Origin of the sequence: Nostoc mirabile CHAB5784 (assembly GCF_020829645.1) — a bacterium.
Classification (GTDB): domain Bacteria; phylum Cyanobacteriota; class Cyanobacteriia; order Cyanobacteriales; family Nostocaceae; genus Nostoc; species Nostoc mirabile.
This window is the reverse complement of sequence record NZ_JAIVFS010000006.1, coordinates 161,560-185,897: the sequence shown is the minus strand read 5'-3', so window position 1 is coordinate 185,897 and position 24,338 is coordinate 161,560. Positions and strand designations below refer to the sequence as shown.

The window sequence follows — 24,338 nt, the reverse complement described above, 5'->3', positions numbered from 1 at the left end:
AAAAGTCGAACATCCGCCCGAAAATAAATTTTCGGGCTAATAGCTCAAGTCGGTTTAAACCGACTAATAACAATAATTTTAGTCCGTTTAAACGGACTTTTGCTATAAGAGAGGGACTTGAGTCCCTAGCGGATCAAGGATTTTCGCAAGAGGTTTAATAAAAATTTTGTTTTGTGTTGGGGTTAAATCCCCATTACAAAACAAAATTTACGAAAGCGTTGCGGGGCGTTCGCGTTTAGCGTCTCTAAGAGTTGCCCATTACGAATTACGTTAGCGTAGCGGTAGCGAGGAACGAGCGTCATTACGAATTACGAATTATTTAATCAGTTACTCTTGACTCCCTTCATTTTAAAAGGGAGTTTTTTATGTATTATGATTATTTTTGATAATTCACCTTACTTAACTAGGACTTACGCAAAAGTTACGGAATAACGAACCACAGAGGCGCAGAGAAGCCAGTGCGTTGGGCGGGTTCCCCGACTTGAAGCAACCGGAGAAATAAGAGTGTAAAAGGGACTGGGGACTGGGGATTAGGGACTTGTACTGAGCGACTTGTGCCGAGCGGAGCCGAGGTAAGCCGAAGTATTGGGGACTGGGTGTAAAACCCTTAAAATTATGGTGGTTGCTCATTACCCACCACCAAATTTTAAAAAACTTGTTGCTTGTACCCAGTACCCAGTACCCAGTACCGGAGCGGCGTTCATCAAGAACACCAACTTTTATGTATGGTGGGGGACTCCGACGCTCGTTCCTCGGCTTAGCTACGCTATCGCCGCGACCTGTTGAGAGATATTTTGCGTAAGTCCTATTAACCTTACTATGATTGCGATCGCCTGGGTTGGGTGCTTGGTGCGATCGCAAGAGTTATTTAATCTACTTTTATGACAAAATTTTTGATTGCAAAAAGACGAAATTATGTTTTTGTTGTCAAACATTAGCTTTAAATACTTTTATAAAATACCTAAAAGTATCTAACTGCACAAATTAGCTATGATAAATAATTTTACTAAATGGCAATCTATTAACGCGTAACTTATGCCTGCTAAAGATCAGAAGGATCGTGTTCTGACAAATAGATAAATAATTTGAGATTCGACAAATAAATTAGTGAGATGTATGTTATGGTTTTTATAGGAATCAAAAAAGTAAAAGCACAAAAGACTTCAAGAAACTTTGAGGCAAGCTCAAGAAAGTTTTTTTGCTCTGGTAAGTCCACTTCAATTCGCTACATCTTTTTGTAACAAAAATCTAAAACTAGATTGAGTACGATAGTAGCCTTTCTAACAACTTGAAGTCAATCGAAATTTATCTAGGTATGAGCCAATAAGAGTTGGCCAACCTAGCTAGAGCATTACCCACCAAAGGCGATTACTCTTGGGGTCTGGGAACAAAGACTCTTAGTACAGCCTGACAAATCCATAGAAATACAGAATATTTACGAACTTATTCTTGCGGCAACAAACATTTTCAACCGCGAACTAAGTTGAAGCAGTTGCTGACTTTTGGAACGAAAACTTCAAGCAATATGGTGTTGTTCCACAATTTTTAGGAATTTAACCATACTGTCAAAACTCACCAAGATATTGTCTCAACCAGAGTGTTAGAGGTTACTTGTGCAAGCATTATAGTATTGCACCTGTAGCTGTCACTTTTGGGCTGAAACTTATCCTGCTGCATCAATCACCAAACGAGAAGCGCTATGAAGTTCTTAGGGACTTGACATTAGCAAAATCAGAGAAGTTGCAGTGACCATTTAGAGTGGATTGCAATTTGGTTGGTTGTGTGGTTCAGGGAACAAATCTGCGTTCATTTGAATTCCTGCTGCAACCACTCTTCAGGCTTGAGCAACCATTTGGGATTCTGTTACAACAACTGACAATGCTGAAGTCAAAGTTTTAAAGGCTTCGTTATTAGGAAATAGAAATTTTTCTATATCTTAAGCGATGTCTGACGACAAGCCGCTCTGCGTCTACGCTTCATGGGTAAATATGTCCTGATTTTAACTGTTTTTGCCAGGATACGATGTCTAGCGACAAGTTGCTATGCGTCAACGCCAATAGGCTCTACTTCCCTACGACACCAAGGGTAAACAACTACATCAAGCTTACCACCCATCAACTAAATCATTGTAGGAAACACAACCATGACTGACGAAAAGATTAGACAAATAGCTTTCTATGGTAAAGGCGGTATCGGTAAATCTACCACCTCTCAAAACACCCTTGCAGCAATGGCTGAAATGGGCCAACGCATTTTAATTGTTGGTTGCGACCCTAAAGCTGACTCTACCCGTTTGATGCTACACAGTAAAGCTCAAACAAGCGTTCTGCAATTAGCTGCTGAACGCGGCGCTGTAGAAGATATTGAACTCGAAGAAGTAATGCTGACCGGTTACCGGGATGTACGTTGTGTGGAGTCTGGCGGCCCTGAGCCTGGTGTGGGTTGCGCTGGTCGTGGTATTATCACCGCTATCAACTTCTTAGAAGAAAACGGTGCTTACAAAGATGTTGATTTTGTAAGTTACGACGTTTTGGGAGACGTTGTGTGCGGTGGTTTCGCTATGCCTATCCGTGAGGGCAAGGCACAAGAAATCTACATCGTTACCTCTGGTGAAATGATGGCGATGTATGCAGCTAACAACATCGCTCGTGGTGTTCTCAAATATGCTCACACTGGCGGTGTGCGTTTGGGTGGTTTGATTTGTAACAGCCGTAACGTTGACCGGGAAATCGATCTTATCGAAACCTTGGCAAAACGTTTGAACACCCAAATGATTCACTACGTACCTCGTGACAACATTGTACAACACGCAGAATTGCGCCGGATGACTGTTAACGAGTATGCACCTGATAGCAATCAAAGTAACGAATATCGCATACTGGCTAAAAAGATCATCGACAACGACAAACTCGCCGTTCCTACCCCAATTGAGATGGAAGAGTTAGAAGAGTTGTTGATTGAATTCGGTATTCTCGAAAGCGACGAAAATACCGCAATGCTGGTTGGCAAGACTGCTACTCAAGCACCTGTAAAGTAGTACCAATTAAATAATGGTTTAGGGTGGGCTACTTGCCCACCCTTTTCCCAATTTTTGCATTTCTTTGTTTCATATTCATGTCCGCTTGATTACTTATTCACCCGCTTTTGTCACTCTAGGCAGAGGAAAAATAGTAAGAAAATGAAAAGGAGTCAGAAGTCAGAATTCAGGAGCGGAGCAAGGAAAGCTCCGCCTCCGGTCAGAATACCCCAAGCAATCAAGTCAGGGGTTTCAAGCAAGGAAAAATTTTCTTTATATCCACGATTAAAATCGCTTGCTCTAAAACACGATTCATTCACTTTTTCGTTCAGAATTATTCTGAATTCTGGCGACTGACGCATGTATTCTTTTTCGGTTAAACCTTTGGTATCAGGTTACAAACGATAAGTCTAGATATGGCTACTTTTAGGTAGCTTTGTCCAGACATTATCGAGTGGTGACTTCTGGTTAAATACCCAGAGCTACTCGAGTTTCCGGCCCCACAACACCATCTACAAGTAGACCTTTACTTGCCTGAAAGCTTCGGACTCGGCTAACAGTTTCTTGACCGTAAATTCCATCAACTCTGAGATTACCTAAAGCTGTTTGAACGTCTCTTACAAGCTGACCTCTAGAACCAGGGGTAAGAATAATTGAACCGCCAACGCCACCTGGTCTAGTCACAGGAAGATAATTAGGTCTATCACCAACCCATCGAGCAAAAACATATCTACCCGTAGAAAGCCTAGCAAACCCGTTTTCATACCTTTCAATCGCTGGAAGTGTTGCGCCATTTGGTACACAATCCACATACGAGTAGTTAGTGCTTGGGCCTGTACGGATACGCAAACAACTGCCGTTAGTCCTGACATATGCAGCCGAACTCATTTGAATTTGGGCAGCAGCAATAAGTAATACACCAACACCAGCTAAAGCTAACCAAGCCGAAGATTTAAGAAGTTTTTTCCAATTGAATTTAGGTTTGGTGATTCCAGATGCCTCTTGTTTAGTAATAACTATGTCAGAAGATTTAAGAGGTTTTTTACTATCTAATTGAGATTTAGGCGGATTATATTTGGTGTTTCCAGATGCCTCTTCTTGAGCAATAAACATGTGGGAATAAGCAAGATATTCCATAATATGCTCCTTTATATGAAAAAATGAGTATTCACAGAGAATTAATTTAGTCTTCTCTGTATTTATTCTTAGTATATTTTATATCACTGTGCATTAAAAAGGTTTTCACTGGTAGCGGAATTAAGAAAAAATAAAATTAACATCAGTTCGACAAACCTCTCCCTGCCTTGAACTAAAGTTCAAGGCAGTCCCTCTCGCCTGTCAGAGAGGGACGATTTTGCGTAGAAAAATCAGGAAGAGGTCTTTTTGATTGAGCTAATTAAGCGGACACTATATAAGTCGTCGTCGAATTCACGTTGAAATCAGTTAAAAGATTCCTAAGAAAATGCGATGTTTACGACGGGCTACGCCAATGCGCTGATTTATGATAAAAATCACTAGGCGTTGGCATAATCCGTAGTAGACATCAATACGCTTGGGTTAAGGATAATTGTAGGTTGGGTTGAACTTTAGTGTTACCCAACAAATGCCCGAAAATGTTGGGTTTCGTTCCTCAAACGCCACATGCTTCAAGTCGGGAAACCGCAAGGGCGCAGTGGCTCCCCAACCTACGCAAATTTATTTTTCTGGCTTAACCCAAGCGTATTGTAGTAGACATCACATTTTCAAAATAAATAAAATTTAGTTAAAGCTTTCTTGCTTACTGGCTTCTGACTTGTTGCATCCAAATATGTCAAGCGTATTGTTTGAGTCCAGTTAAACTAGCAACCACAGAAGCTAACTCGTCTAAGTCTATCGGCTTGCATCGGTATATATCATAACCTGCTAATAATGCACGATTGCGGTCTTCGTCGTAAGCAGATGCCGTCAGAGCAATAGCTGGAATCTTTCTCCCTCGCTTTGCTTCCAGATTTCTGACCTTCAAGAGCAGTGAGTAGCCGTCTTCCTCTGGTAAATAAATGTCACTAATCAGGATGTCTGGTTTAAAGAATGACATTATTTCTAGAGATCACCTGCCGAAGCAGCTGTGATAACCTGTGCTCCGTCTAATTCAAACAGGAGGGTAAGTAAGGTTCTCGTATCAAAATCGTCATCCACAACGAGCAATCGCAGACCTTCAAAAGACATCGATTGATTAGACATTATTCTTACTGCCGTCGTGTAGCTCAAATAGTTGAAGTAGCAATTGCATCAAAAGGCAGGTATTTGTAAATGCCATTTGATGCTTACTTTACTAAATCTTAAAAGACTAACTAGCAAGTGTCTGTCCGGTTTCGGACATAGTAACTTAAAATGATTCATTGGCGATCGCGCCTTGGCTAATTGCCCAGCAACCGAGCAAATTCGTCTTGTATAACTCGATAACACTCGCAGGAAGTTGCTTCTAAATCCTCTCGATTCAGGATGCTAATATGACCACGCTGGTAGCGAATCATTCCGGTTCGGCTCAGGGTGCTAGCCGCTTCTGTCACACCGGAGCGCCGTACACCCAGCATCTGGGCGATAAATTCTTGTGTGAGCGGAAAATCCTCTGATTCTAGGCGGTCAGAGACTGTCAGTAGCCAACGAGCCAGCCGCTCCTCTAGGGTATGAAAACGGTTGCAGGCACATCCTTGTGCCAGTTCAGTGTATACAGCTTGTACATAGCGCAGCAGCAGGTTTTGAATAGCTCCACCCTGATTGAACTCTGTTTTAAGTCTCGCACGAAGTTGCTTCCAAATCCTCTTGGTTCAGGATGCTAATATGACCACGGTGGTAGCTGATCATTCCGGCTCGGCTGAGGGTGCTAGCCGCAACTGTAACGCCAGAACGACGTACACCTAGCATCTGGGAGATAAATTCTTGCGTGAGTGGAAAATCTTCTGATTCCAAACGCTCAGAGACTGTCAGTAGCCAGCGAGCCAGCCGCTCTTCTAAGGTATGCAGACGGTTGCAGGCAGCTGTTTGCGCCAGTTCAGAGTATACAGCTTGTACATAGTGCAACAGCAGGCTTTGAATAGCTCCGCCCCGATTGAACTCGGCTCTAAGTACATCTGCATTCATCTGCATAGCAGCGCCCGCAATCTGCACAAATGATGTTGTGGTTGTGGTCTTGTTTCCTAAAATTACCGGGATACCCACCATGCCTTCATTGCTCACTATCCCAACTTCCGCTGTTGAGCCATCTTCCATAGTGGTAACTATAGAAACCATTGACTTCTCAGGAAAATAGACCTGTGTGATCGGTTCGCCTGCTTGGTAAAGCATTTGCGAAACTTCGAGCGGAACTAGCTTTAGATGGGGAATAAGACGCTGATAATCACTGGCTGGCAGAGCTGCAAGCAACTTATTTGCTGGTTGCTCAAGGGCATTTTTGTCTAATGACATTGGAATTCTTCTGAATGTAGCCGTCTCTAGAAAAGGCAACTCGAGGCATAAGGAGAAAAATCAAGAATCTAATCCCAATGTCAAAAGGTGTAATTCCTAAAATAAGTTGTAATAAGAGTTTTTTATACTCCTATTTATAAATATAACGTAACTAAATTATTTAATGCAAAATAAAGGGCATTGCTGATTAAGAATACGAATTTGTTTCACGCAGAGGCGCACAGACACAGAGAGTAAGAGTTGAAAATATAGGAATCATATTTGATTTTTGAAATTATCTATGTAGGTGGGGAGTGGGGAGTAGGGAGTAGGGAATATGGAATCACGCTTTTCGAGTTGTACGGATTTTTTTCAGAAATCAAATCATAGTCCTATACATGATTTTTGCATTTTATATAGTAATCCGCTTTGATTGCGTGAAATTCTTTGCGTGGTGCGCGAAGCGCGATAGGCAGGGAATAGGGAGTAGGGAGTAGGGAATCAGACTTTTCGAGGTGTACGGTATTTATTCAAAAATCAAATAGAAATCCTATATCTAAATTCAGCAACGCCAGATCAAGTATTAATATGCCGCTTTGTAACTCCAATTGAATGCATCAAAAATGCCATACTCATCTCAGTAAATATTTCAATTGTCCAGTATAATTATATTTGTTTGTTACTTCAATCACATTGCTATAGACATGAGTATCCTTGGAAGCGATCGCAGGTTTTCGGTGCGTTACGCTAACGTGGTAACACATCCTACGCCTTCAATCACATTGCTATAGACATGAGTATCCTTGGAAGCGATCGCAGCAAAAAATTCCTGGTTATATAAATCATTAAAACCCTAAATCTATGTCATTGCTATCAGGTGTTGTAAACTTTTCTAAGTAAGCTTAGTATATTTTGATTGCGATCAATACAAGATACTTAGAACTAAGTATATTAATATAAATATTTATTAAGACTTAATTCTAGAAGAATCTTAAGATTTTTGATATACTACGGTAAACCTACTAACTTATTGTAGTATTCACTCAGGCTAAAACAGTCCATTTCACAAATATCCAAGAAAAGTAAGTATTTTCTAATACCATTTTAGAGTTTTTATTACTTAAGACTTGCTTATTTATCTGGTTAATCTATGCAATAATAAACAACTGTATCCATCAAATACGATTTATATATCAATTTTTAGTAGTATCAGCAAATATTAATTTGCTGAAAACTTTATATTGGTTTATTGCCAAATCCAGTGTTGTTTGAAGCTAATTTAATTACAAATAATAGCGTCCTTGACAAAATGCAAAATTTTCAACAAAAATATCACTGTTAAATCGATTGAAAAACAACGCGGAAACATGAAGTATAACCAACTTGGCAAGAGTGATTTAAAAGTTTCTGAAATTTGTCTGGGCACTATGACCTATGGACAGCAAAATACTATTGAAGAAGCCCACGAGCAGCTAGATTATTCTATTGCCCAAGGAGTCAACTTTATTGATGCGGCGGAGATGTACCCAGTTCCAACAAGTAGCGAAACTTATGGATTAACTGAAACTTACATTGGAGAATGGTTAAAGCGTCAACAAAGAGATCAACTTATTATAGCTACTAAAATTGCTGGGCCTGGTCGAGGCTTTAAATGGGTGCGTGGTGGAGCCAAAGCAATTGACCGTGATAATATCAAACAAGCTGTAGATGATAGTCTAAAAAGATTACAAACGGATTATATTGATCTGTACCAAATCCACTGGCCCGATCGCTACGTGCCAAGGTTTGGGCAAACGGTATTCGATCCGGCTCAGGTGGTGGGAGAAACGGTTCCTATAGCTGAACAGCTAGCAGTTTTTGACGACGTAATTAAGGCTGGAAAAATTCGCTATATCGGTTTGAGTAATGAAACACCTTGGGGAGTCGCCCAGTTTAGTAACGCTGCTAAACAATTAGGATTGCCCAAAGTTGTTTCCATTCAAAATGTTTACAACTTGCTGAATCGAGTATTTGACGGAGCCTTAGCAGAAGCTGTTTTTCACGAAGAAATTGGATTACTAGCTTATAGTCCTTTGGCGTTTGGCTTCTTGACTGGCAAATACCTAAATGGCAAACCAGAGAAAGCAAGAGTCACTTTATTTGAAAATTTTGGTCAGCGCTACTTAAAACCAAAAGTAAGTCAAGCAGTAGCAGCTTATGTGGAAATTGCCAAGCGCCATCAACTCACTCCAGCACATCTAGCATTAGCATTCGTGCGGAGTCGTTGGTTTGTGCCTAGCACAATTATTGGTGCAACGACACTCGAACAACTCAAAGAGAATTTAGAAAGTGTGAATGTAGTTCTCAGCAAAGATATTTTGGAAGAGTTGGATATAGTTCATGCTCAATCTCCAAACCCAGCACCATAAACAATTAAAAATTAAAAATTAAAGACAGTTTGCCTCGTTACCAGGCTCCAGCCTGGTAACGCCTTCCAAGAGCCTCTGGCTCTCATTATCAATTTTTAGTTTGTCTGGAATTATCTTAGTTTTATGGAGCAGTAAATCATTGACAGGTAAATTTCAAAATTCTCATTTGCTGTGTACCTTAAAAAGTTTGCTCCGAATTGGCCAGCAGGGTTCAACAAAAGGAGTGGTCTGGCTGTTGGTTGCCCAATGGGGCTTGAGTTTGATAGTTTCTGGATGTAGTCCGACTAACTCTGCTGATTCCACAGTTAAGGCTGTGAGTAACCATCAAGGTTCTGCACCTGAGAAACAGACAGTAGTTCGCATTGGTTATATTAAGGGAAGTTTGTCTGCGATCGCAAAAGAACGCGGTACTTTAGAACGTGAACTAACTCCCAAGAATATTAAGGTTGAATGGGTTGGTACATTCCCATCTTTTGCACCTGTATTAGAAACAATCAATGCTAAAAGTTCTGATTTAGGAGCAGGCGGCGATATTGCTGGTTTGTCTGCTTTATCTGGTGGAATTAATGCTTGCATCATTGCCTACCGACCCGCTAATCGCAAATCAGAGGGGATTGTAGTTCATGCAGATTCTCCCATTCGGAAATTCAACGATCTTATTGGTAAAAAGGTCATTGTGAATCGAGGTGGAATCAGCGAACATTTGCTATTAAAACTATTAGAAAAAGAGAATATTCCCAAAGATAAAGTAAGTCGCGTTTACATGAAACCTGATGAAGCCCTACCTGCTTGGGCATCGAATCATGTCGATGCTTGGGCCGTTTGGGACCCTTGGGTTGCGAGTGCTGAACTCAAGTACAATGCCCGACAAATTCCTTTGCCTGCACAAGTCCCGCATTACTCCCTTTATATGGTGGATAGGGATGCACTAAAAGAAAAGTCTGAGGCGATTAGGGAAATTATTGCGATTCTTGCTAAAGAGGCTGAATGGCTAAATAAACATCCCCAGGAGAATCAAAAAGTATACCAAAAAGTATCAGGATTACCGCCTGAAGTTGTGAAGCGTACATTTGAGCGCTGACCTATTGATGGAGTGCTTCCCTTAGAACCGAAAGTGATTGCCGATTTACAGAGTGCTGCTGATTGGATATATCAACAGGGAATTGTTCAGAAACGAGTAAAAGTGCGCGATGCACTCTGTCCCAGTTATTAGATTAAAAACTAGATATTTAGTAGGTAAAATATGACTTTTACAGCAACATCAGTTGAGCAGAATACTATTCGTCGTCGAGGTACTGGTTTAAGAGCTTACAATCCCGAAAAAGTCTTCAAAGGATATACACTTTTCACACCCCTAACAGGTCAAGGTGAAGTCTACCTCCTGAACTTGGAAGGAGAAGTAGTACACCAGTGGAATCTGCCTTATCCACCAGGGTTATACGGTTATCTTTTACCTAATGGCAACCTCTTTTATAACGGTAAGACTCCACCAGAAGAACCACTACGTTTTGCTTTGTGGGCTGCATTCAAAAGTGGCGTTGTTTTAGAAGCAGATCCCAAAGGAAATATTATTTGGGAATATAAGCATCCAGACCACCATCATGATGGACGCAGACTAGCCAATGGCAACACAATTCTACTAGCAATTGAAAAGATACCTCAGTCTTTGGTTCCTCGGATCAAAGGCGGCGTACCAGGTACAGAACCAGATGGTGATATCTATGCTGATGTGCTTTATGAAGTGACTCCAGCAGGTGAAATTGTTTGGACTTGGCACGCTCACGAACACCTCGATCCAGATATATTTACGATTACTCCGCAAGATCATCGACACGAATGGACTCATGGGAATACCGTCGGAGAACTCGCCGATGGCAACATTATAGTGAGCTTTCGTAATATCTCCACAGTTGTCATTATCGATCGCAAAACCGGAGAAATCATCTGGACGCTGGGTGATGACGTGCTAGCACAGCAGCACTTCCCAAACGAATTGGCTAACGGTAATATCCTGATTTTCGACAATGGCGCACATCGCCGTAACATTGCTCTCAATTTTTCCCGTGTGATTGAGGTAAACCGTCAAACGAAAGAGATAGTTTGGGAGTACACCGACAACCCGCCCCAAAATTTCTTTAGTTCTTACATATCAGGAGCGCAACGTCTAGCCAATGGCAATACCTTGATTACAGAAGGTGCTTACGGCCGGATATTCGAGGTGACAGTTGCAGGAGAGATTGTTTGGGAATACATCAACCCCCACTTTGCATCTCGGAATATTCCAGGTGAAAAATCGCCCGTAACTCGTGGGGAGCAAAATACAGTCTTCCGCGCCTTTCGTTATGCACCTGAAGAAGTGCCCTGGCTCTAGGAGAAGGCAGAGGGGCAGGGGGCAGGGGGCAGGGGGAGAAATAACTAATCCCTATTCCCCACTCTCACCAACAAATTTGGGTTATTTGAATATTACTCCAGTTTCAAAGTTTAGTTAGTGTCGAGAATTTTTTACGCTTCACGCGCCTCAAAGGGGCTTCAGGACACTAACAATTTAAGATTTGGGATTTTGGATTCAAATTCAATTCCCAATGCCGACTAACAAGTCCTATTTACCAAGGAACTTAAACATGGCTGAAATCAAAGTATACAGTGCAGTTGTTTGTCCTTATGCCCACCGTACTCGCTTGGTACTCCAAGAGAAGGGCATCGACTTCGATTTGATTGAAATTGATTTGCAGAATAAGCCTGAAGGGTTTACCAAAGTTTCTCCCTATGGGAAAGTGCCTGCACTAACTCATGGTGATAACCGAGTTTGGGAATCAGCCGTAATTAATGAGTATCTAGATGAGGTATTTCCCAATCCACCACTGTTACCCAGCAGCCCCATTGATAGGGCACAGGCTCGCATCTGGATAGATTTTGCTAACACCAGGTTTGTTCCCGCTTTTTCTACCCTTCTGCGGAGTTCAGATCCCCAAAAACAAGAAGAAGCTAAACAAGAACTATATAAACATCTGGAATTCATTGAAAACGAAGGTTTAGCAAAGCTATCTGGGGAAGGCCCCTACTGGTTTGGTGAATCCATCAGTTTGGTCGATTTTACTTACTTCCCTTGGTTTGAGCGCTGGGCTGCACTGCGAGAGTATCGTGGCTTTGCCCTACCGACTGAATTCAACCGTGTGCGGCAATGGAAGCACGCTCTTAAGGAGCGTGAGTCAGTGAAAGCGATCGCTCACTCTAAGGAATTCTACATTGAGCGATATGCTAAATTCGCTGCACCTACTCTTGCTGCTGTTTAAACGTAATTAATAATTATGTTTCAAGTGGGAATTTAAACCCCACTTGAAACATAGAATTAAACTCTTTACAATTACGAATTACGAATTACGAATTACGAATTACCACTTTACCGAAGTGAGCCGCACTTTTGAGGTAATGATAAGCTTCTCGTGCTTCAGTAAAGGGGAAAACTCGATCAATAATCGGTTTGATTTTATGTTGTTGCATCGCCTGATTCATCGCCTCAAACATTTCCCGACTGCCAACATAAATTCCCTGAAGTGTTAAACTCTTAAAAAGTATTGGCATGGGGTCAATTTCATTTCCTCTACCTGATAATACGCCAATCAAATTAATACGTCCCCCAATGCGGACTGCTTGTAGTGATTTTGGCAAAGTGCCTGCACCGCCTACCTCAACTACATGATCTACACCCGTGCGATTGGTTAATTGGTAAACTTGCTTTTCCCAATCTGGCGTTGTTTTGTAGTTGATTGTCTCGTCAGCACCAAGCTGTTTGGCTCGTGCCAATTTCTCATCGCTGCTGGAAGTAATAATCGCCCTAGCACCATGTATCTTGGCGAACTGGAGAGCAAAAATCGAAACTCCTCCACTACCGAGTAATAAAACACTATCACCTGCGCGAATATTACCTTTTGTCACCAGTCCATGCCAAGCTGTGACTGCTGCACAGGGTAAGGTTGCCCCTTCAATGTAGGATAGGTGGTCAGGTAATATCACTAACCCATCTTCGTGTAATACGACATACTCAGCCAGCATTCCATCGATACCGCCTCCAAGATCGGATTTCATTTTCTCTTTGGTTAAAGAGCCATAAATCCAGTCTTGGAAGAAAATACCAGCGATGCGATCGCCTATTTTAACCCGTGTCACACCTTCCCCCACCGCCATGACTTCCCCCGCACCGTCAGACAGGGGAATTAAGGGATATTTTTGTCCAGAACCGTAAGCTCCTTCAACGACAAGCAGATCGCGGTAATTTAGGGATGTTGCTTTGACTTGAATAAGAACTTGTCCCGCAGTTGGTTTCGGTTCAGAGCGATCAACTAATACGAGGGCATCAATCCCGGCGTTGCTTTGAATTTCGTAAGCTTTCATTGGCGGACTCCTTTTGCCAAAGATCATAGTGTAGAGAAATTTTGTGCTGCTTTTCTACACCAAGATAATTACTGGTAGCAATTATGTATGAAGATGCGCTAAATCATATTTAAGTAGAAGAAGGAAGTAAGAAAAACGTAGACGCAAAGCGGCTTGCCGCAGGCTACCGCAAAGGACGCAAAGGACGCAAAGAAAGAAAGAAGTTAAAAGGGTTTGGTGCAGCCTCACAAAGAACTGACTTTTTACGGGATCTGGAAAACCTCTCTCTAAATCTCTCTCCTAAGAGGAGAGAGACTTTGAATTTTCCCCCTTCCCGCCACGGGTTGGGGGTTAGGGGGTTAGGTGAATCGTTAGCTTTTCCACATAACGTGAAAAGTCAGCACAAAGAAATGCTATAAGGAGGGGAAAATAGATAATTAAAAAGCAGTAGTTTAATATGATATTAAACCACTGCTTTTTATTGTAATAGATAAATAGTGACTACCCTAAGTGATAGTCATTTAGCCTTATGAGCCTGGTTGCTGATCGGGAAACATACACTTATCAGAGTCACAACCACTAGGGCCAGCCTCTGACATTTCGCCTAAATCGTAGCGGCTTAAGACTGCACAGAAATCATCTGTTTTACGCCGTGCTTTCACCTCTTGATTTAAGCGATAGTAGGTTGGTTTATCTATCGGTTCAAATGGTAAACGTGGGAACGATTGCAAATCATCAAAACGAGCTAAAAGAGCGGCTGAAATATATCCTTCATCATTCTGGATAGTTTCGTAGATGCGCTGTCCTAAAGGTTCGATTTCATCAGAGCGAAGTTCTAAAGTAGCTGATGTGTTGTGAGTCACGTACCAACGTTGAACCTGGAGGACAAAATCAAATTGGGCTAAGACTGAAAACTTTGAAACATCAATTTCATCAGCACCTGGTAAATCAGCCCAAGATACAGAAACAGGAATTTCTACTAACCATTCACTCACCCGTGAATCAAAGGGATCGTTGAGCAAATTACCTTGTTCATCTTTATCTGATTGAGAGGGAATGACGTTGTAACCGTAGTCAATACAAGCTAAGGCTACTGGGTCATTTTTGCCGAAGGTGATGCGGCGAATAAATCTTTGCGCTTTTGGGGGATGCCATCCTGAACTAGCATTAGTTAATAATGCCTTCGTGCCACTGGGCTGGACTGTGGTACAACGATTTGGACGTTTCAGATTGTGGCGATCGCAGTAATCCCAAACCACCCGATGTACAATATCTTTCCAAGAACTTAGATATTTTTCTTCCTCACGCTTGAAAGCTAACCCTTGTGCAGTAGCGGGCCTTCCTTCTTCCCACCAGCGCAGCCAATCAACACCAAAAGCATGGACAAAGAAATCAAATAAACCAGTAAAAGAAACTCCCACAATCGGGTCTAATTCACGACTGTATTGATAGCGTGGTTCCAGGAATTTGTGATTTAAAAGTGCTGCTACAGATAGCGCCCCAGCAGTGAATGCCTCCTCCTGTTCTTTGTAGTTATGTGGATCGATTTGATTAAGGTGAACCTCAGACAAATTACAGTGAAAATTACTACCAATGATTTCCAAATTTGTTACCCTAGAGGCTTTTTATCCCCTAGTTCTACTGTTTGATTATTCGCAGTAGCTCCGCGTACCTTTTGCAGATGTCACTTCAGATAATAGAAGTGTTTTTCACATCCGCCCCCGCACTCTTGGAGAGATTATATTCTAGACAACAATTTTGGATGTAATCTAGTTTCACTCTCTACGCTGTACGGTGTCAAAGGCTTTTTAGTTCCTTTGATTACCACGGGATTAGCATCTCAGCCTTCCCCGTTTTTGCGAGGTTTTTAACGTGAGGCAAAATCACTTACCACACGGATTTAGCCCATAGCGAGCCAAACGATGTTCTAGCTCATTAGCATCAAGCTGAGGATAGCGTTCCTGTAACCACTGTTTTGCTGTTCCTTGTTCGTAAGCTTGCAAAAAATGAACTTTCAGAGCCTGTGTTGGTAGCAAATCAATATTTGATCGTGCTACAGCTTCACCAGCCCATTGAATTGCTCCCTCGCCACTGTAATATTGTTTGCGGACAGCACCAATGGATTCTTCTAAAGTTGGCTTGCGGTGAAAAACTCTGGTATGGTTTGCCATCCTGAGTGCATCGCGCTCTGGATCAATTCGCCAGTTGCCACTTTCATCTTGCTGCCATAAATTATCTTTGGCATCGGCGAACAAAATATCTTCGTTAGAACCTTGCCTCATGCCAGCTGAACGCCTAATGTTACCTGCAACAATTGTGACAGCCGCTTGATCGATTAATAAACAGCATTCAACTGAATTTAATTGTCGTCCTTTAGCTTTATTCAGGATGGACGCACAACACTGATAAAGTCCGGGCAATTTTACAGGATTAGCAACTCCTCCAAAGCCGTTGAGAGTTTCTCCTGCTTTTCGGACATCGCTGATATCAACTGATACTTCAACTTCTGCTGAAAATTGTTCATCAGTAGAGAGTTCTAATAGGGCTTGATATGATTCAACCCAACCTTCACGGCTATCTCCAACGTGAATAGTGACGTTGTTGCCTTCTATATGAGTTTCAGTATATTCACGTCGCTGTTGCACAGGAGTGCTGCCAATTTCACCTTTTACAGTGACATTCAGTTGATTACGGATGGGGGGCAACTGGTTAATAAATTCTGGTTCTAGGACGGCTCCAGTACCATTAAACTAAGCAGCACCCTCACGAGTGCTACTCGTCTTCAAAACCGGACATGAGACTTTCACCTCATCCGGCTCCTCAATAATCATACCTTTGTCATAGGAACTGTTCAAACTACCATCTCTGGCGGTTTTTTGGTCATGGCAATGTTTATGCAATGCTTGCAGGTTATCAAATTTTCTTTTACCACCTAAGCTGATTGGTTGTATATGGTCGATTTCGATTTTATCTTCAGTTGTGAAGGTAAGACCGCATTGAGAACATTTACCCTTTTGCTTGTGTAGTATTTTTGCAAGTAAAGATGAAATTTCTTTACTTTTTCCTGTTCTTGTTCCCCAATAAGTGAAGTCACCGTTAAATGGTGAGGCTTCACCTTTAACCTTGATGTGGCGTACAATATTTATCTGGGTGTGCTTGCTGAGACTATAGCTTTCTTTAGTGTCCGGATTATTATATCCGAATACCCAATTATCTTTCCCAACTGTAATCCAATATTTGTTGGCAATCCATTCACTACCTTTATTGTCGTGTCTGGATTTTGCCCATGCCATTAGTTTCTTATAAATCATGTGATTTAGAAGTCTAAAGGTATCGGTTGAGCAGACTGAAGAGTAATAATTTCTCCATCCCTCTATTATTGGATTGATTCTTGCAATCAGCGCCTTTTGAGGTGCGGCTTTATGGGAGTCAATAATGTCAGCTATTTCTTTATAGTGGCGTTTTATTGCGTTCTTATTTGGTTGAATTATCGTTTGGAAACCTAGTATTTTACCATTGGATGACCGTGCGCTCATTCCATCGTTTGCTGGAAATTGTCTGATATTAAAACCTAAAAAGTCAAATCCAGGATTTTCCTTTTCGTGTTTCTCTAATGTATGACAAATTCTAGTCTTGCTTGGTTTTAATTCCAAACCGATGTCTTTTAAGAAACCTTCTATTTCCGCTTTTGCCCCTAAGACAACATTGATATCTTCGTGAATAATTACGAAGTCGTCGGCATACCTGATTAAACTCAATGCATTTCGGTTTTGCTTTTTCCCCCAATTCCTTCCGGTAGGGAGGGTATTTGCATACTCCTTAATCACTTCTTCCATTCCGTGCAGCGCAATATTAGCCAGTAAGGGTGATATTATTCCACCTTGCGGCGTACCTGCTTTCGTTGGGAATAATTGATTTCCATCTACATATCCAGCTTTTAACCACTCTCGTGTTAGCCGTCTCATTGATGGATACGTGTTAAGTTTTTCAAGTAGCTTTTTATGATTAATGTTGTCAAAACACTTTGATATATCCGCATCTAGTACATATTTAGCTTTACCATGTAGAGCTAAATATATAGCTTCGATTGCGTCGTGTACGGCACGTCCTGGTCTAAACCCATAACTATTTGGCTCAAATTTTGATTCCCATTGTGGTTCTAGGGCTAACAAAGCGATCGCTTGTTTTGCCCTATCCTCCATTGTTGGGATTCCTAGGGGTCTTTTTTCGTCTGTTCCTGGTTTTGGAATCCACACTCGACGGGTTGGTTTAACTTTCCCATTTATGCCTAGATTCTTTGCTAGTTTCAGCCGACTTTCGTAACCGAGAGATTTCATCCCGTCGACCCCTGCTGTTTTCTTGCCCTGGTTTTCTTGGGTTACTTTTCGCGTAGCTAATAGCTTTGCGAACCAGGATTTCATCAAGGTTTTTTGGAGTCGTCGCATTGCTTTGACATCCCCACGTTGAACAGCTTTGTATATGCGCTTTTGCAACTTGAACACTATCCTCTGGATTTTCTTCCAGTTGATTTTGTTCCATACCACCGTAGTCTTAAAACTCGTTTTAGTCGTTTTCATCGCTACTTGTACCTATACATATCTGATTACCGTGAGTCTGTTAGCGTATCCTACGCATTACCGTAGGCTTTTGCTTTTGACTCAATCTCGCCACATAGTTCTTCTGGTTAGCACCTACTCAGGTATTCGACCTCCTGAGAGAATTTATGTGGTTACTTCGTTCCTAATAGTCATTGATTGAAAGGTTAGGTTCCTACTGTTCACCGGGGTTAAGAGCGGTGCAAACCGAACGGTTGTATTCCGGTTGCTCTCCCCTTGCCTTTTGGCACAGCCTGTTAATCCACTAGGCTGTTTTATATGCTCACGATGATTCAGACGTAGATTCGCTTTCGCTAACCATGCTTTCTTGCTAGATGTGTCGAAGTCTGGATTGGCTTCTTAACACCGTTCATTCCCGCTTCACGGATTGATGGCTAGTCGCTACCGTGGGGAAAGTGCTTTCACCCTTGCACTTAGGGGGTTGGACTTCATCAAATTTTACTATTTCCAAGTTTATCATTGGATATTTCTATCTTTTTGATTTTGAAAAAGTTTTTCCTCTTGATGTCACCAACATGACTATTAAGTTGTCAAGGTTCTTACCTATAAGGCATGATTTACCTTGCGACTAATCCTCCAAGACCCTTACGGGTGTTGGTTTCTAGCCAACGAATCGCACACAGCCCATCATTGCCAAATCCATCATTAATCCGAAGGCATTCCAGTCTTCGAGATTGGTAGAGGTGCAATTATAAGCCCCGGAAAAATTCTTTGGCTTGGTTATCCAGTCTGTACCACCAACCCATAGCCAGCGCCCACTGGGCATAGCTTTCAAGTTGCGCTGCATCTTATTCAGTATTACAGCTTCTTCTTGAGTTAGCTTTCCCAACTCGACTAAGCCGAGTAGAGTGCGATCGCATACTTCATCCCATGTTTCCCTTAATCCCGCCTTTGTTCGGCGGCTATAGGTTCTAAAAAATACGGGATTAGCAGCCGGTGCAGTTTCGGGAAACTTTGCACTCTGGCGTTTTCTTTCGAGTTCTCGAACCATATACTAAGTGTCTTGCGTTCTTGTTGCGTGCGGACAGATTATGACTATACGCCAAGTAGTTTGAGTATTAAAGATTGTCAAATTGTCCACTTTACGCTAGCTATAGACCGTACTATCTGCAACATAAATTTATGATGTATAATGTCCTTCACCGTTGGGTAGCATCTCAAACTCAAGTTTTAATTAGCACATATAAATTTATAAGTAAAATCTCTTTATACCCAGGGCTATTTCGTTCTAAACATAAACCGCCCAGAACTAAAGTTCCGGGCTAATAGCTTAAGTCCACTAAAGTGGACTAAAAGCCTTTCTTAGTCGTCTTTAGACGAATGAGTGCTATTAGCCTCAGAATTTATTCTGAGGCGGGCTAGATGAGAATGAAATAGCCCTGCTTTATACCGATTCTTATTTAATTACTTAGCGGAGGCATAAAGTTTGCTTAAAATTATGCAGGTAGAGACTGAGGAACATAAATCTCATATACACGAACTGTTTTGGGAATATTTTAACGAGACTAAGTTGATATTCAGCCATCAGTTTGGCATCAATTTAGATGTGAATACATTCTTTGAGCAATATATAACTCAACTTCACGAATTTATACCCCCTTCAGGACGCTTGCTTTTGGGGCAATACGATGCAAAAATAGCCGGCTGCGCTTGCTTGCGAAAGATTGGTGAAGATGTTGGCGAAATTAAAAGGATGTATGTAAGACCAGAATTTCGCAGAAAAGGAATCGGTAGAGCATTATTAGAAACTATCATCAATGAAGCTTCTAATATTAGTTACTCAAAGATTCGTTTAGACAGCGCCCCTTTTGCAAAGGAAGCACATACACTTTATCGTGTATATGGCTTTCAGGATATCGAGCCGTATTTGGAAAAAACAGAGATTCCTTTAGAATATCGAGCAAACTGGGTTTTTATGGAATTAGTTTTAAAATGATCAATATCCGCTGTGAAACTCTGCCAGACTACACAGTAATAGCTGAGGTGAATACATTAGCCTTTGGGCAAGAAAATGAGGCTAAACTTGTAGAGAAAATTCGCCGTTCTGACCGCTATATTTCAGAACTTTCTCTGGTTGCAGAGATTGAAAATGTTGTAGTCGGTCATATTTTATTCAGCTACATTGACCTGGTGAGTGAAGAAACACTACAGGTACTCGGTTTAGCACCTTTGGTAGTTCATCCAAAGTTTCAAAGACAGGGTATTGGTAGCACACTAATAAAAGCAGGGTTAGAAATAGCAGAGGCAAAGAAAGAAGCCATAGTAATTGTCCTTGGTCATCCTCACTTCTATACTCGCTTTGGCTTTCAGCCTTCTGTTGTTTATGAAATCGAGTCTCCTTTTCCAGTGCCAGAGGAATTCTTCATGGTTAAACCATTGCAAAGCTATCAAAAAAGGTATAAAGGAAAAGTTTTTTATCCATCTACTTTTGATGGAGTGTAACTCGGGCACAAATTTAGGGATGAGGCAGATAAATAGGAAATTAGCCGAACGCTGCGCGTAGCTTGCTTCGGTATAGGGGTACGCGCCAATACTGTTCAGTTAAGCTTTTTTCTCTCCCCCTGCTTCCCCTGCCTCCCCTGCCCCCCTGCCTGCCTTAACAGATAAATTTCCTTAACTGAACCGTATTGGGGTACGCGCAGCGTCTCGTAGAAAGCGTCATTAAGAATTAGTTAAACACTCTGGCTTGATGCTTTCTTGGCAATAGTTTTTAAGCGAGTCGCTCTGCTTTTACGGAGACTCTCACTTCTGCGAACTCCACCAGCCATCTCATATTCGCGGCTGTCTTTGCCGTATTTAAAAGCAATCCCTGTGAGCATTTTCTCTGAGAAAGCGCCCAAAGTTTGTTCTAACTCTTCAAGTTCTAATTTGGAAGAGTCAATCATGCTGAGAATAGTGTTATGCCCCTCTAACTTGGTACGTACCTGTTCAAGTAATTGTGTCAGGTTTGTTAAGTTATAAGCATCCCCAAGATCCAGATTGGGATTTATTGCTTTGAGTCCAGCGAATCTTAACTCAGCATTTTCTAAAACGCGAGATGTGCGTTTTCTTTGAGACATAGATTTACTTCCTTGTGAGGTTTCTAAAATTACTATGCCCTACTGGAACTAAATTTTGGTTCAGCAAAATCCACAAATAATTATTGTATTTTGTAGCAGAATTTCTCATTCTACCAAAATAGGTATAATTTTATACTTTAATCACAAAGAAGAAAGGCGTAGCACTGGAGATTGGAGTCCATTACTAGCCATACGTGTCAACTTAAACTCAAACACTCAATTTATCGTAGTTTTAGATCCCCCAACCCCCTTAAAAAGGGGGCACAAGACTCTAATTCCCCCCTTTTTAAGGGGAGCCAGCGCGGTCTTGGGGTCTCCCCAAGTGGAGCGACTGGCGTGGGTTAGGGGGGATCTAAAATCTAGATGGTACATCGAAAAATCTTGAAATGCTTATCAGACTAGGCTTTCACGTTAAGTTGACACCAATGATTACTAGCAACCGCCAACCCAGGCGAGGTAATGAGTATTTTAGGGAACTCCAAAAAATAAATTATTCCGCTTGAGGTCGTTGACTGTTGACTGTTGACTGTGAACCGTCAACGATCAACAGTTAACAGTAGTAATGGAATATTTTTTTAGTTGGAAGTCCCTAAGATGGTGCGTTGTCGTGCAGTGCAACGCACCCTACTACAGAATAAGCTGTGTCAACTCCAGAACAAGCTGTAGTTACTAAAACTTGTTCGTTTGTAACTCCAGAACAAGCTGTAGTTACTAAAACTTGTTCGTTTGTAACTCCAGAACAAGCTGTAGTTACTAAAACTTGTTAAGTGATAAGTTCAGAACAATCTGTATTAACTACAGCTTATAGTTTACTTATCATTTAAACACTATTTATAACTAATAATTAAGCTGATTAAATAAAACTTTAGTTTTACTTATTAAACGACAGGCATTTGTAACTACAGCTTCAACATTTATTAGTACAGCTTAAGTTGTATTAACAACAGATGCTAGTTTACTTATCATTCGTCTTTGTCGTAGTCTGAATCTTCTTGTTTTGCTTTTTGTTGTTGGTTAAATTCTGTCACTAATTTCAGGTAATAAAAATATTCTTCATTCAGTTCAATATCTTGTGTCCAATAGGGCTGATGTTGCGTAAAATTTGCCCCAACAAAACTATCTGCTCCTGGACTGGATCTCAAGGATTAGTAAGCACAATTCTAAAGTTTTCATATTTTTTTGATTCTTGCCTGATATAAAAGTAAGGTCAAATAAAGCAGTGCTTATAACTTTGCTGCTATCTTGCGTCTACTGTATTATTCTTTGGTAAAAGCTTTTATGGATGATCAGGATGAGCGCCTGCGCCAATTGATAGCAGCATGTCAACACCCAGACGGCAGCCGGGAATGGCGAAAAGCTATGAGCCGACTTCTGATTTTAATTCAGGGACTACCGGAATTTAAAAAAAAACTCTTGCATAGCCCTCTTCTGTCACTCTCCGGGAGGGCGATCGCTAGAAGCCTCATGAGGCAATCAATACAAGCTATACTATTAGAAAAAAATTTGTCTTGTATTTGTTATTAGAAAAGAATCGCGCGATCGTTTGCTATACAAAAGCTCTAGATTTTAGAAAAGGCAAATGTTTTCGGAGAGTGACAGAAGAGGGATAGACTACCCCGATTACTTCTCAGATGCTTACAAGATATTGCTAAAGAGCCAATTGTACAGTATTACAACTTAGAAAACTGACAAAATCAGACGAGTAATCAGGTGGGTACAATGTTAGGAATAGCTCAAAATTGGCGGTATTGGTGTTGTAGTTTGGCAATGGGCAGCCTTTTGATTGCTTCTTCGCAAGAGCATGTTTTCGCTCAAATTACCCCAGATGGCACTTTGCCTAACAATTCCAGTATTACAAGAGATGGGAATACTTTTAATATTACTGGAGGAACACAAGCAGGAAGTAATTTGTTCCACAGCTTTGGCGAATTTTCTGTGCCTACTGGTAGCACTGCTTCTTTTAATAATGCTCTTGATATTCAAAATATCATTAGCCGAGTTACGGGTGGGTCAGCTTCTAATATTGATGGATTAATTCGCGCTAACGGTAGGGCTAACCTATTTCTGATTAATCCCAATGGAATTGTATTTGGTGAAAATGCCAGCTTAAATGTTGGTGGTTCTTTTGTTGCGACTACAGCGAATGCACTGCAATTTAGAAATCGAGGATTTTTTAGTGCTACTGAGAAAAATATCCCCTCACCGTTGTTGACTGTTAATCCTTCAGCATTGCTGTTTAATCAGATTAATCAAAATGGAGGGATTCAAAATAACTCAGTTGCACCCGCAGGGATAGACCCAGCAGGCTTTAATGCATTAGGTTTACGAGTACCAGATGGAAAAAGTTTGCTGCTGGTGGGTGGTAATGTCAGCATGGATGGGGGACGATTAAATGCTTTTGGTGGACGAGTTGAGTTAGGAGGGTTAGCGGAACCTGGGACTGTAACGTTGGGTGTAAATGGCGATAATCTCAGCTTGAAATTTCCTGATAATGTTGCGCGAGGTGAGGTATCCCTCACCAATCAAGCAGGTATATATGTAACTGGGGCCGGTGGGGGTAATATTGCAATTAATGCCAGGAATCTAGAAATATTAGGAGGAAGTATTTTAAGCGGTGGTATTGGACAAGGTTTGGGGACACCTGAAACTGTCGCGGGAGATATTACGCTTAATGCTACCGGGTCAATCAAAGTGGCTGATGAGAGCCTAGTTCTTAATGATGTGCGTTTGGGGTCACTTGGCAATGGGGGTAATATTACTATTGACTCCGGTTCTTTGTCGTTAAGCGATCGCGCTCAACTTAGTGCCTCAACATTTGGACAAGGGAATGCGGGGAATGTGACAGTGCGGGTACAAGATGCTGTAACTCTAGCAGATAGTGCTGAAATTTCCAGCAAGGTGTCAGCGGGAGGTGTAGGTAAAGGTGGCAATATCGACATCAATGCTGCAAGCCTCTGGCTAAAAGATGGCTCTCAACTTAGTGCCTCAACTTTAGGACAAGGTAATGCAGGGAATGTGACAGTGCGGACACAAGATGCTGTAACTCTAGCAGATAATGCTGAAATTTCCAGCAAGGTGTCAGCAGGAGGTGTAGGTAAGGGAGGTAATATTGACATCAATGCTGCAAGCCTCTGGCTAAAAGATGGCTCTCAACTGGTAACCTCTACTAAAGAAGCATCTCCAACAGCGCCAGCAGGACGGGGGGATGCGGGGAATGTCAATGTGAATGTTACAGGTATTGTTAATATTGCTGGGGAGAAAAACGGTTTTGCCAGTGGGATTCGCAGCGAAGCGGAAACGGAGACAGTTGGCAATGCAGGTAACATTACTATCGATTCTGGTTCATTCTCGTTAAGCGATGAGGCTCGACTTAATGCCTCAAGTTCGGGACAAGGTAATGCAGGAAATGTGACAGTGCGGGTACGAGATGCTGTTGACATTGCAG

The 24,338-nt window shown here is 41.6% G+C and carries 16 protein-coding genes and 4 pseudogenes; 9 read left to right on the top strand and 11 right to left on the bottom strand.

Going from position 1 to position 24,338, the window contains the following annotated elements; translation table 11 throughout:
* The first annotated feature begins 2,143 nt into the window (after nucleotides 1-2,143).
* Nucleotides 2,144-3,037: a nitrogenase iron protein gene (gene nifH / locus LC653_RS07055; RefSeq protein WP_229486733.1), complete on the top strand. Its 894-nt coding sequence runs from the start codon at nucleotides 2,144-2,146 to the stop codon at nucleotides 3,035-3,037.
* Between the two features lie 447 nt (nucleotides 3,038-3,484).
* Here nifH and LC653_RS07050 read toward each other — a convergent pair whose 3' ends face one another.
* The 4 genes and pseudogenes from LC653_RS07050 to LC653_RS07035 form a co-directional block, all read right to left on the bottom strand.
* Nucleotides 3,485-4,153 carry a peptidoglycan-binding protein gene (locus LC653_RS07050; RefSeq protein ID WP_229493659.1) on the bottom strand — a complete coding sequence of 223 codons (669 nt, stop codon included), beginning with the start codon at nucleotides 4,151-4,153 and terminating at the stop codon, nucleotides 3,485-3,487.
* A 673-nt stretch (nucleotides 4,154-4,826) separates the two neighbouring features.
* Nucleotides 4,827-5,090: a response regulator gene (locus LC653_RS07045; protein ID WP_229493657.1), complete on the bottom strand. Its 264-nt coding sequence runs from the start codon at nucleotides 5,088-5,090 to the stop codon at nucleotides 4,827-4,829.
* 322 nt (nucleotides 5,091-5,412) lie between these two features.
* Nucleotides 5,413-5,790, bottom strand: a pseudogene (locus LC653_RS47860) (Crp/Fnr family transcriptional regulator); the annotation flags it as partial.
* On the bottom strand, nucleotides 5,786-6,460 hold the full coding sequence (locus tag LC653_RS07035; protein ID WP_229493656.1) for a Crp/Fnr family transcriptional regulator: 675 nt from the start codon (nucleotides 6,458-6,460) through the stop codon (nucleotides 5,786-5,788). The pseudogene LC653_RS47860 and the gene LC653_RS07035, both read right to left, overlap by 5 nt.
* A 1,346-nt stretch (nucleotides 6,461-7,806) precedes the next feature.
* Here LC653_RS07035 and LC653_RS07030 point away from each other — a divergent pair.
* The 4 genes from LC653_RS07030 (at nucleotide 7,807) to LC653_RS07015 (ending at nucleotide 12,140) form a co-directional block, all read left to right on the top strand.
* Nucleotides 7,807-8,847 (top strand): NADP(H)-dependent aldo-keto reductase, encoded by a 1,041-nt coding sequence (locus LC653_RS07030; protein ID WP_229493654.1) that lies wholly within the window; start codon nucleotides 7,807-7,809, stop codon nucleotides 8,845-8,847.
* A gap of 139 nt (nucleotides 8,848-8,986) precedes the next feature.
* Complete coding sequence (locus LC653_RS07025) at nucleotides 8,987-9,928, top strand: ABC transporter substrate-binding protein (protein ID WP_229493652.1); 942 nt, start codon at nucleotides 8,987-8,989, stop codon at nucleotides 9,926-9,928.
* A gap of 162 nt (nucleotides 9,929-10,090) precedes the next feature.
* On the top strand, nucleotides 10,091-11,218 hold the full coding sequence (locus LC653_RS07020; protein ID WP_229493642.1) for an aryl-sulfate sulfotransferase: 1,128 nt from the start codon (nucleotides 10,091-10,093) through the stop codon (nucleotides 11,216-11,218).
* Between the two features lie 250 nt (nucleotides 11,219-11,468).
* Complete coding sequence (locus LC653_RS07015) at nucleotides 11,469-12,140, top strand: glutathione S-transferase family protein (protein WP_229493641.1); 672 nt, start codon at nucleotides 11,469-11,471, stop codon at nucleotides 12,138-12,140.
* Between the two features lie 85 nt (nucleotides 12,141-12,225).
* Here the strand turns inward: LC653_RS07015 and LC653_RS07010 are convergent, their stop codons facing one another.
* From LC653_RS07010 to LC653_RS06990, 5 genes and pseudogenes are all read right to left on the bottom strand, one after another.
* The gene (locus LC653_RS07010) at nucleotides 12,226-13,239 is read right to left on the bottom strand and encodes a zinc-dependent alcohol dehydrogenase family protein (RefSeq protein ID WP_229493639.1); all 1,014 of its coding nucleotides are present in this window, start codon (nucleotides 13,237-13,239) and stop codon (nucleotides 12,226-12,228) included.
* 506 nt (nucleotides 13,240-13,745) lie between these two features.
* Nucleotides 13,746-14,819, bottom strand: a pseudogene (gene nrdJ / locus LC653_RS07005) (ribonucleoside-triphosphate reductase, adenosylcobalamin-dependent); the annotation flags it as partial.
* A gap of 690 nt (nucleotides 14,820-15,509) precedes the next feature.
* Nucleotides 15,510-15,932 (bottom strand): annotated as a pseudogene (locus LC653_RS47855) (ribonucleoside-triphosphate reductase, adenosylcobalamin-dependent); the annotation flags it as partial.
* Between the two features lie 36 nt (nucleotides 15,933-15,968).
* Complete coding sequence (gene ltrA / locus LC653_RS06995) at nucleotides 15,969-17,795, bottom strand: group II intron reverse transcriptase/maturase (protein WP_229493637.1); 1,827 nt, start codon at nucleotides 17,793-17,795, stop codon at nucleotides 15,969-15,971.
* 658 nt (nucleotides 17,796-18,453) lie between these two features.
* Nucleotides 18,454-18,825 (bottom strand): annotated as a pseudogene (locus LC653_RS06990) (ribonucleoside-triphosphate reductase, adenosylcobalamin-dependent); the annotation flags it as partial.
* A 435-nt stretch (nucleotides 18,826-19,260) separates the two neighbouring features.
* Between LC653_RS06990 and LC653_RS06985 the strand changes: the two are divergent.
* Together LC653_RS06985 and LC653_RS06980 are read left to right on the top strand one after the other, a co-directional pair.
* Nucleotides 19,261-19,770 (top strand): GNAT family N-acetyltransferase, encoded by a 510-nt coding sequence (locus LC653_RS06985; protein ID WP_229493635.1) that lies wholly within the window; start codon nucleotides 19,261-19,263, stop codon nucleotides 19,768-19,770.
* Entirely contained in the window at nucleotides 19,767-20,276 is a 510-nt protein-coding gene (locus tag LC653_RS06980; protein ID WP_229493633.1) for a GNAT family N-acetyltransferase, read from the top strand. Before LC653_RS06985 ends, LC653_RS06980 begins: the two co-directional genes overlap by 4 nt.
* Nucleotides 20,277-20,506: 230 nt before the next feature.
* On the opposite strand, the gene LC653_RS06975 is transcribed toward LC653_RS06980, so the two are convergent.
* A complete protein-coding gene (locus LC653_RS06975) occupies nucleotides 20,507-20,893 on the bottom strand; it encodes a hypothetical protein (protein WP_100900943.1) in 387 nt (128 codons plus the stop codon).
* 641 nt (nucleotides 20,894-21,534) lie between these two features.
* Here LC653_RS06975 and LC653_RS46155 point away from each other — a divergent pair.
* On the top strand, nucleotides 21,535-21,660 hold the full coding sequence (locus tag LC653_RS46155) for a hypothetical protein (protein ID WP_267922975.1): 126 nt from the start codon (nucleotides 21,535-21,537) through the stop codon (nucleotides 21,658-21,660).
* Nucleotides 21,661-21,855: 195 nt separating this feature from the next.
* Here the strand turns inward: LC653_RS46155 and LC653_RS06970 are convergent, their stop codons facing one another.
* Entirely contained in the window at nucleotides 21,856-22,035 is a 180-nt protein-coding gene (locus LC653_RS06970; RefSeq protein ID WP_229493631.1) for a hypothetical protein, read from the bottom strand.
* A gap of 577 nt (nucleotides 22,036-22,612) precedes the next feature.
* Between LC653_RS06970 and LC653_RS06965 the strand changes: the two genes are divergently transcribed.
* Nucleotides 22,613-24,338, top strand: a 1,726-nt coding sequence (locus LC653_RS06965) for a two-partner secretion domain-containing protein (RefSeq protein ID WP_229493629.1), incomplete at its 3' end; no start/stop codon positions are given.

Coding starts and splice junctions, on each gene's coding strand:
- LC653_RS07035 (WP_229493656.1), bottom strand. CDS start 6,460: ATGTCATTAGACAAAAATGCCCTTGAGCAACCAGCAAATAAGTTGCTT.
- nifH (WP_229486733.1), top strand. CDS start 2,144: ATGACTGACGAAAAGATTAGACAAATAGCTTTCTATGGTAAAGGCGGT.
- LC653_RS06975 (WP_100900943.1), bottom strand. CDS start 20,893: ATGTCTCAAAGAAAACGCACATCTCGCGTTTTAGAAAATGCTGAGTTA.
- LC653_RS06980 (WP_229493633.1), top strand. CDS start 19,767: ATGATCAATATCCGCTGTGAAACTCTGCCAGACTACACAGTAATAGCT.
- LC653_RS07010 (WP_229493639.1), bottom strand. CDS start 13,239: ATGAAAGCTTACGAAATTCAAAGCAACGCCGGGATTGATGCCCTCGTA.
- LC653_RS07045 (WP_229493657.1), bottom strand. CDS start 5,090: ATGTCATTCTTTAAACCAGACATCCTGATTAGTGACATTTATTTACCA.
- LC653_RS07020 (WP_229493642.1), top strand. CDS start 10,091: ATGACTTTTACAGCAACATCAGTTGAGCAGAATACTATTCGTCGTCGA.
- LC653_RS07030 (WP_229493654.1), top strand. CDS start 7,807: ATGAAGTATAACCAACTTGGCAAGAGTGATTTAAAAGTTTCTGAAATT.
- LC653_RS07015 (WP_229493641.1), top strand. CDS start 11,469: ATGGCTGAAATCAAAGTATACAGTGCAGTTGTTTGTCCTTATGCCCAC.
- ltrA (WP_229493637.1), bottom strand. CDS start 17,795: ATGAAAACGACTAAAACGAGTTTTAAGACTACGGTGGTATGGAACAAA.
- LC653_RS07050 (WP_229493659.1), bottom strand. CDS start 4,153: ATGGAATATCTTGCTTATTCCCACATGTTTATTGCTCAAGAAGAGGCA.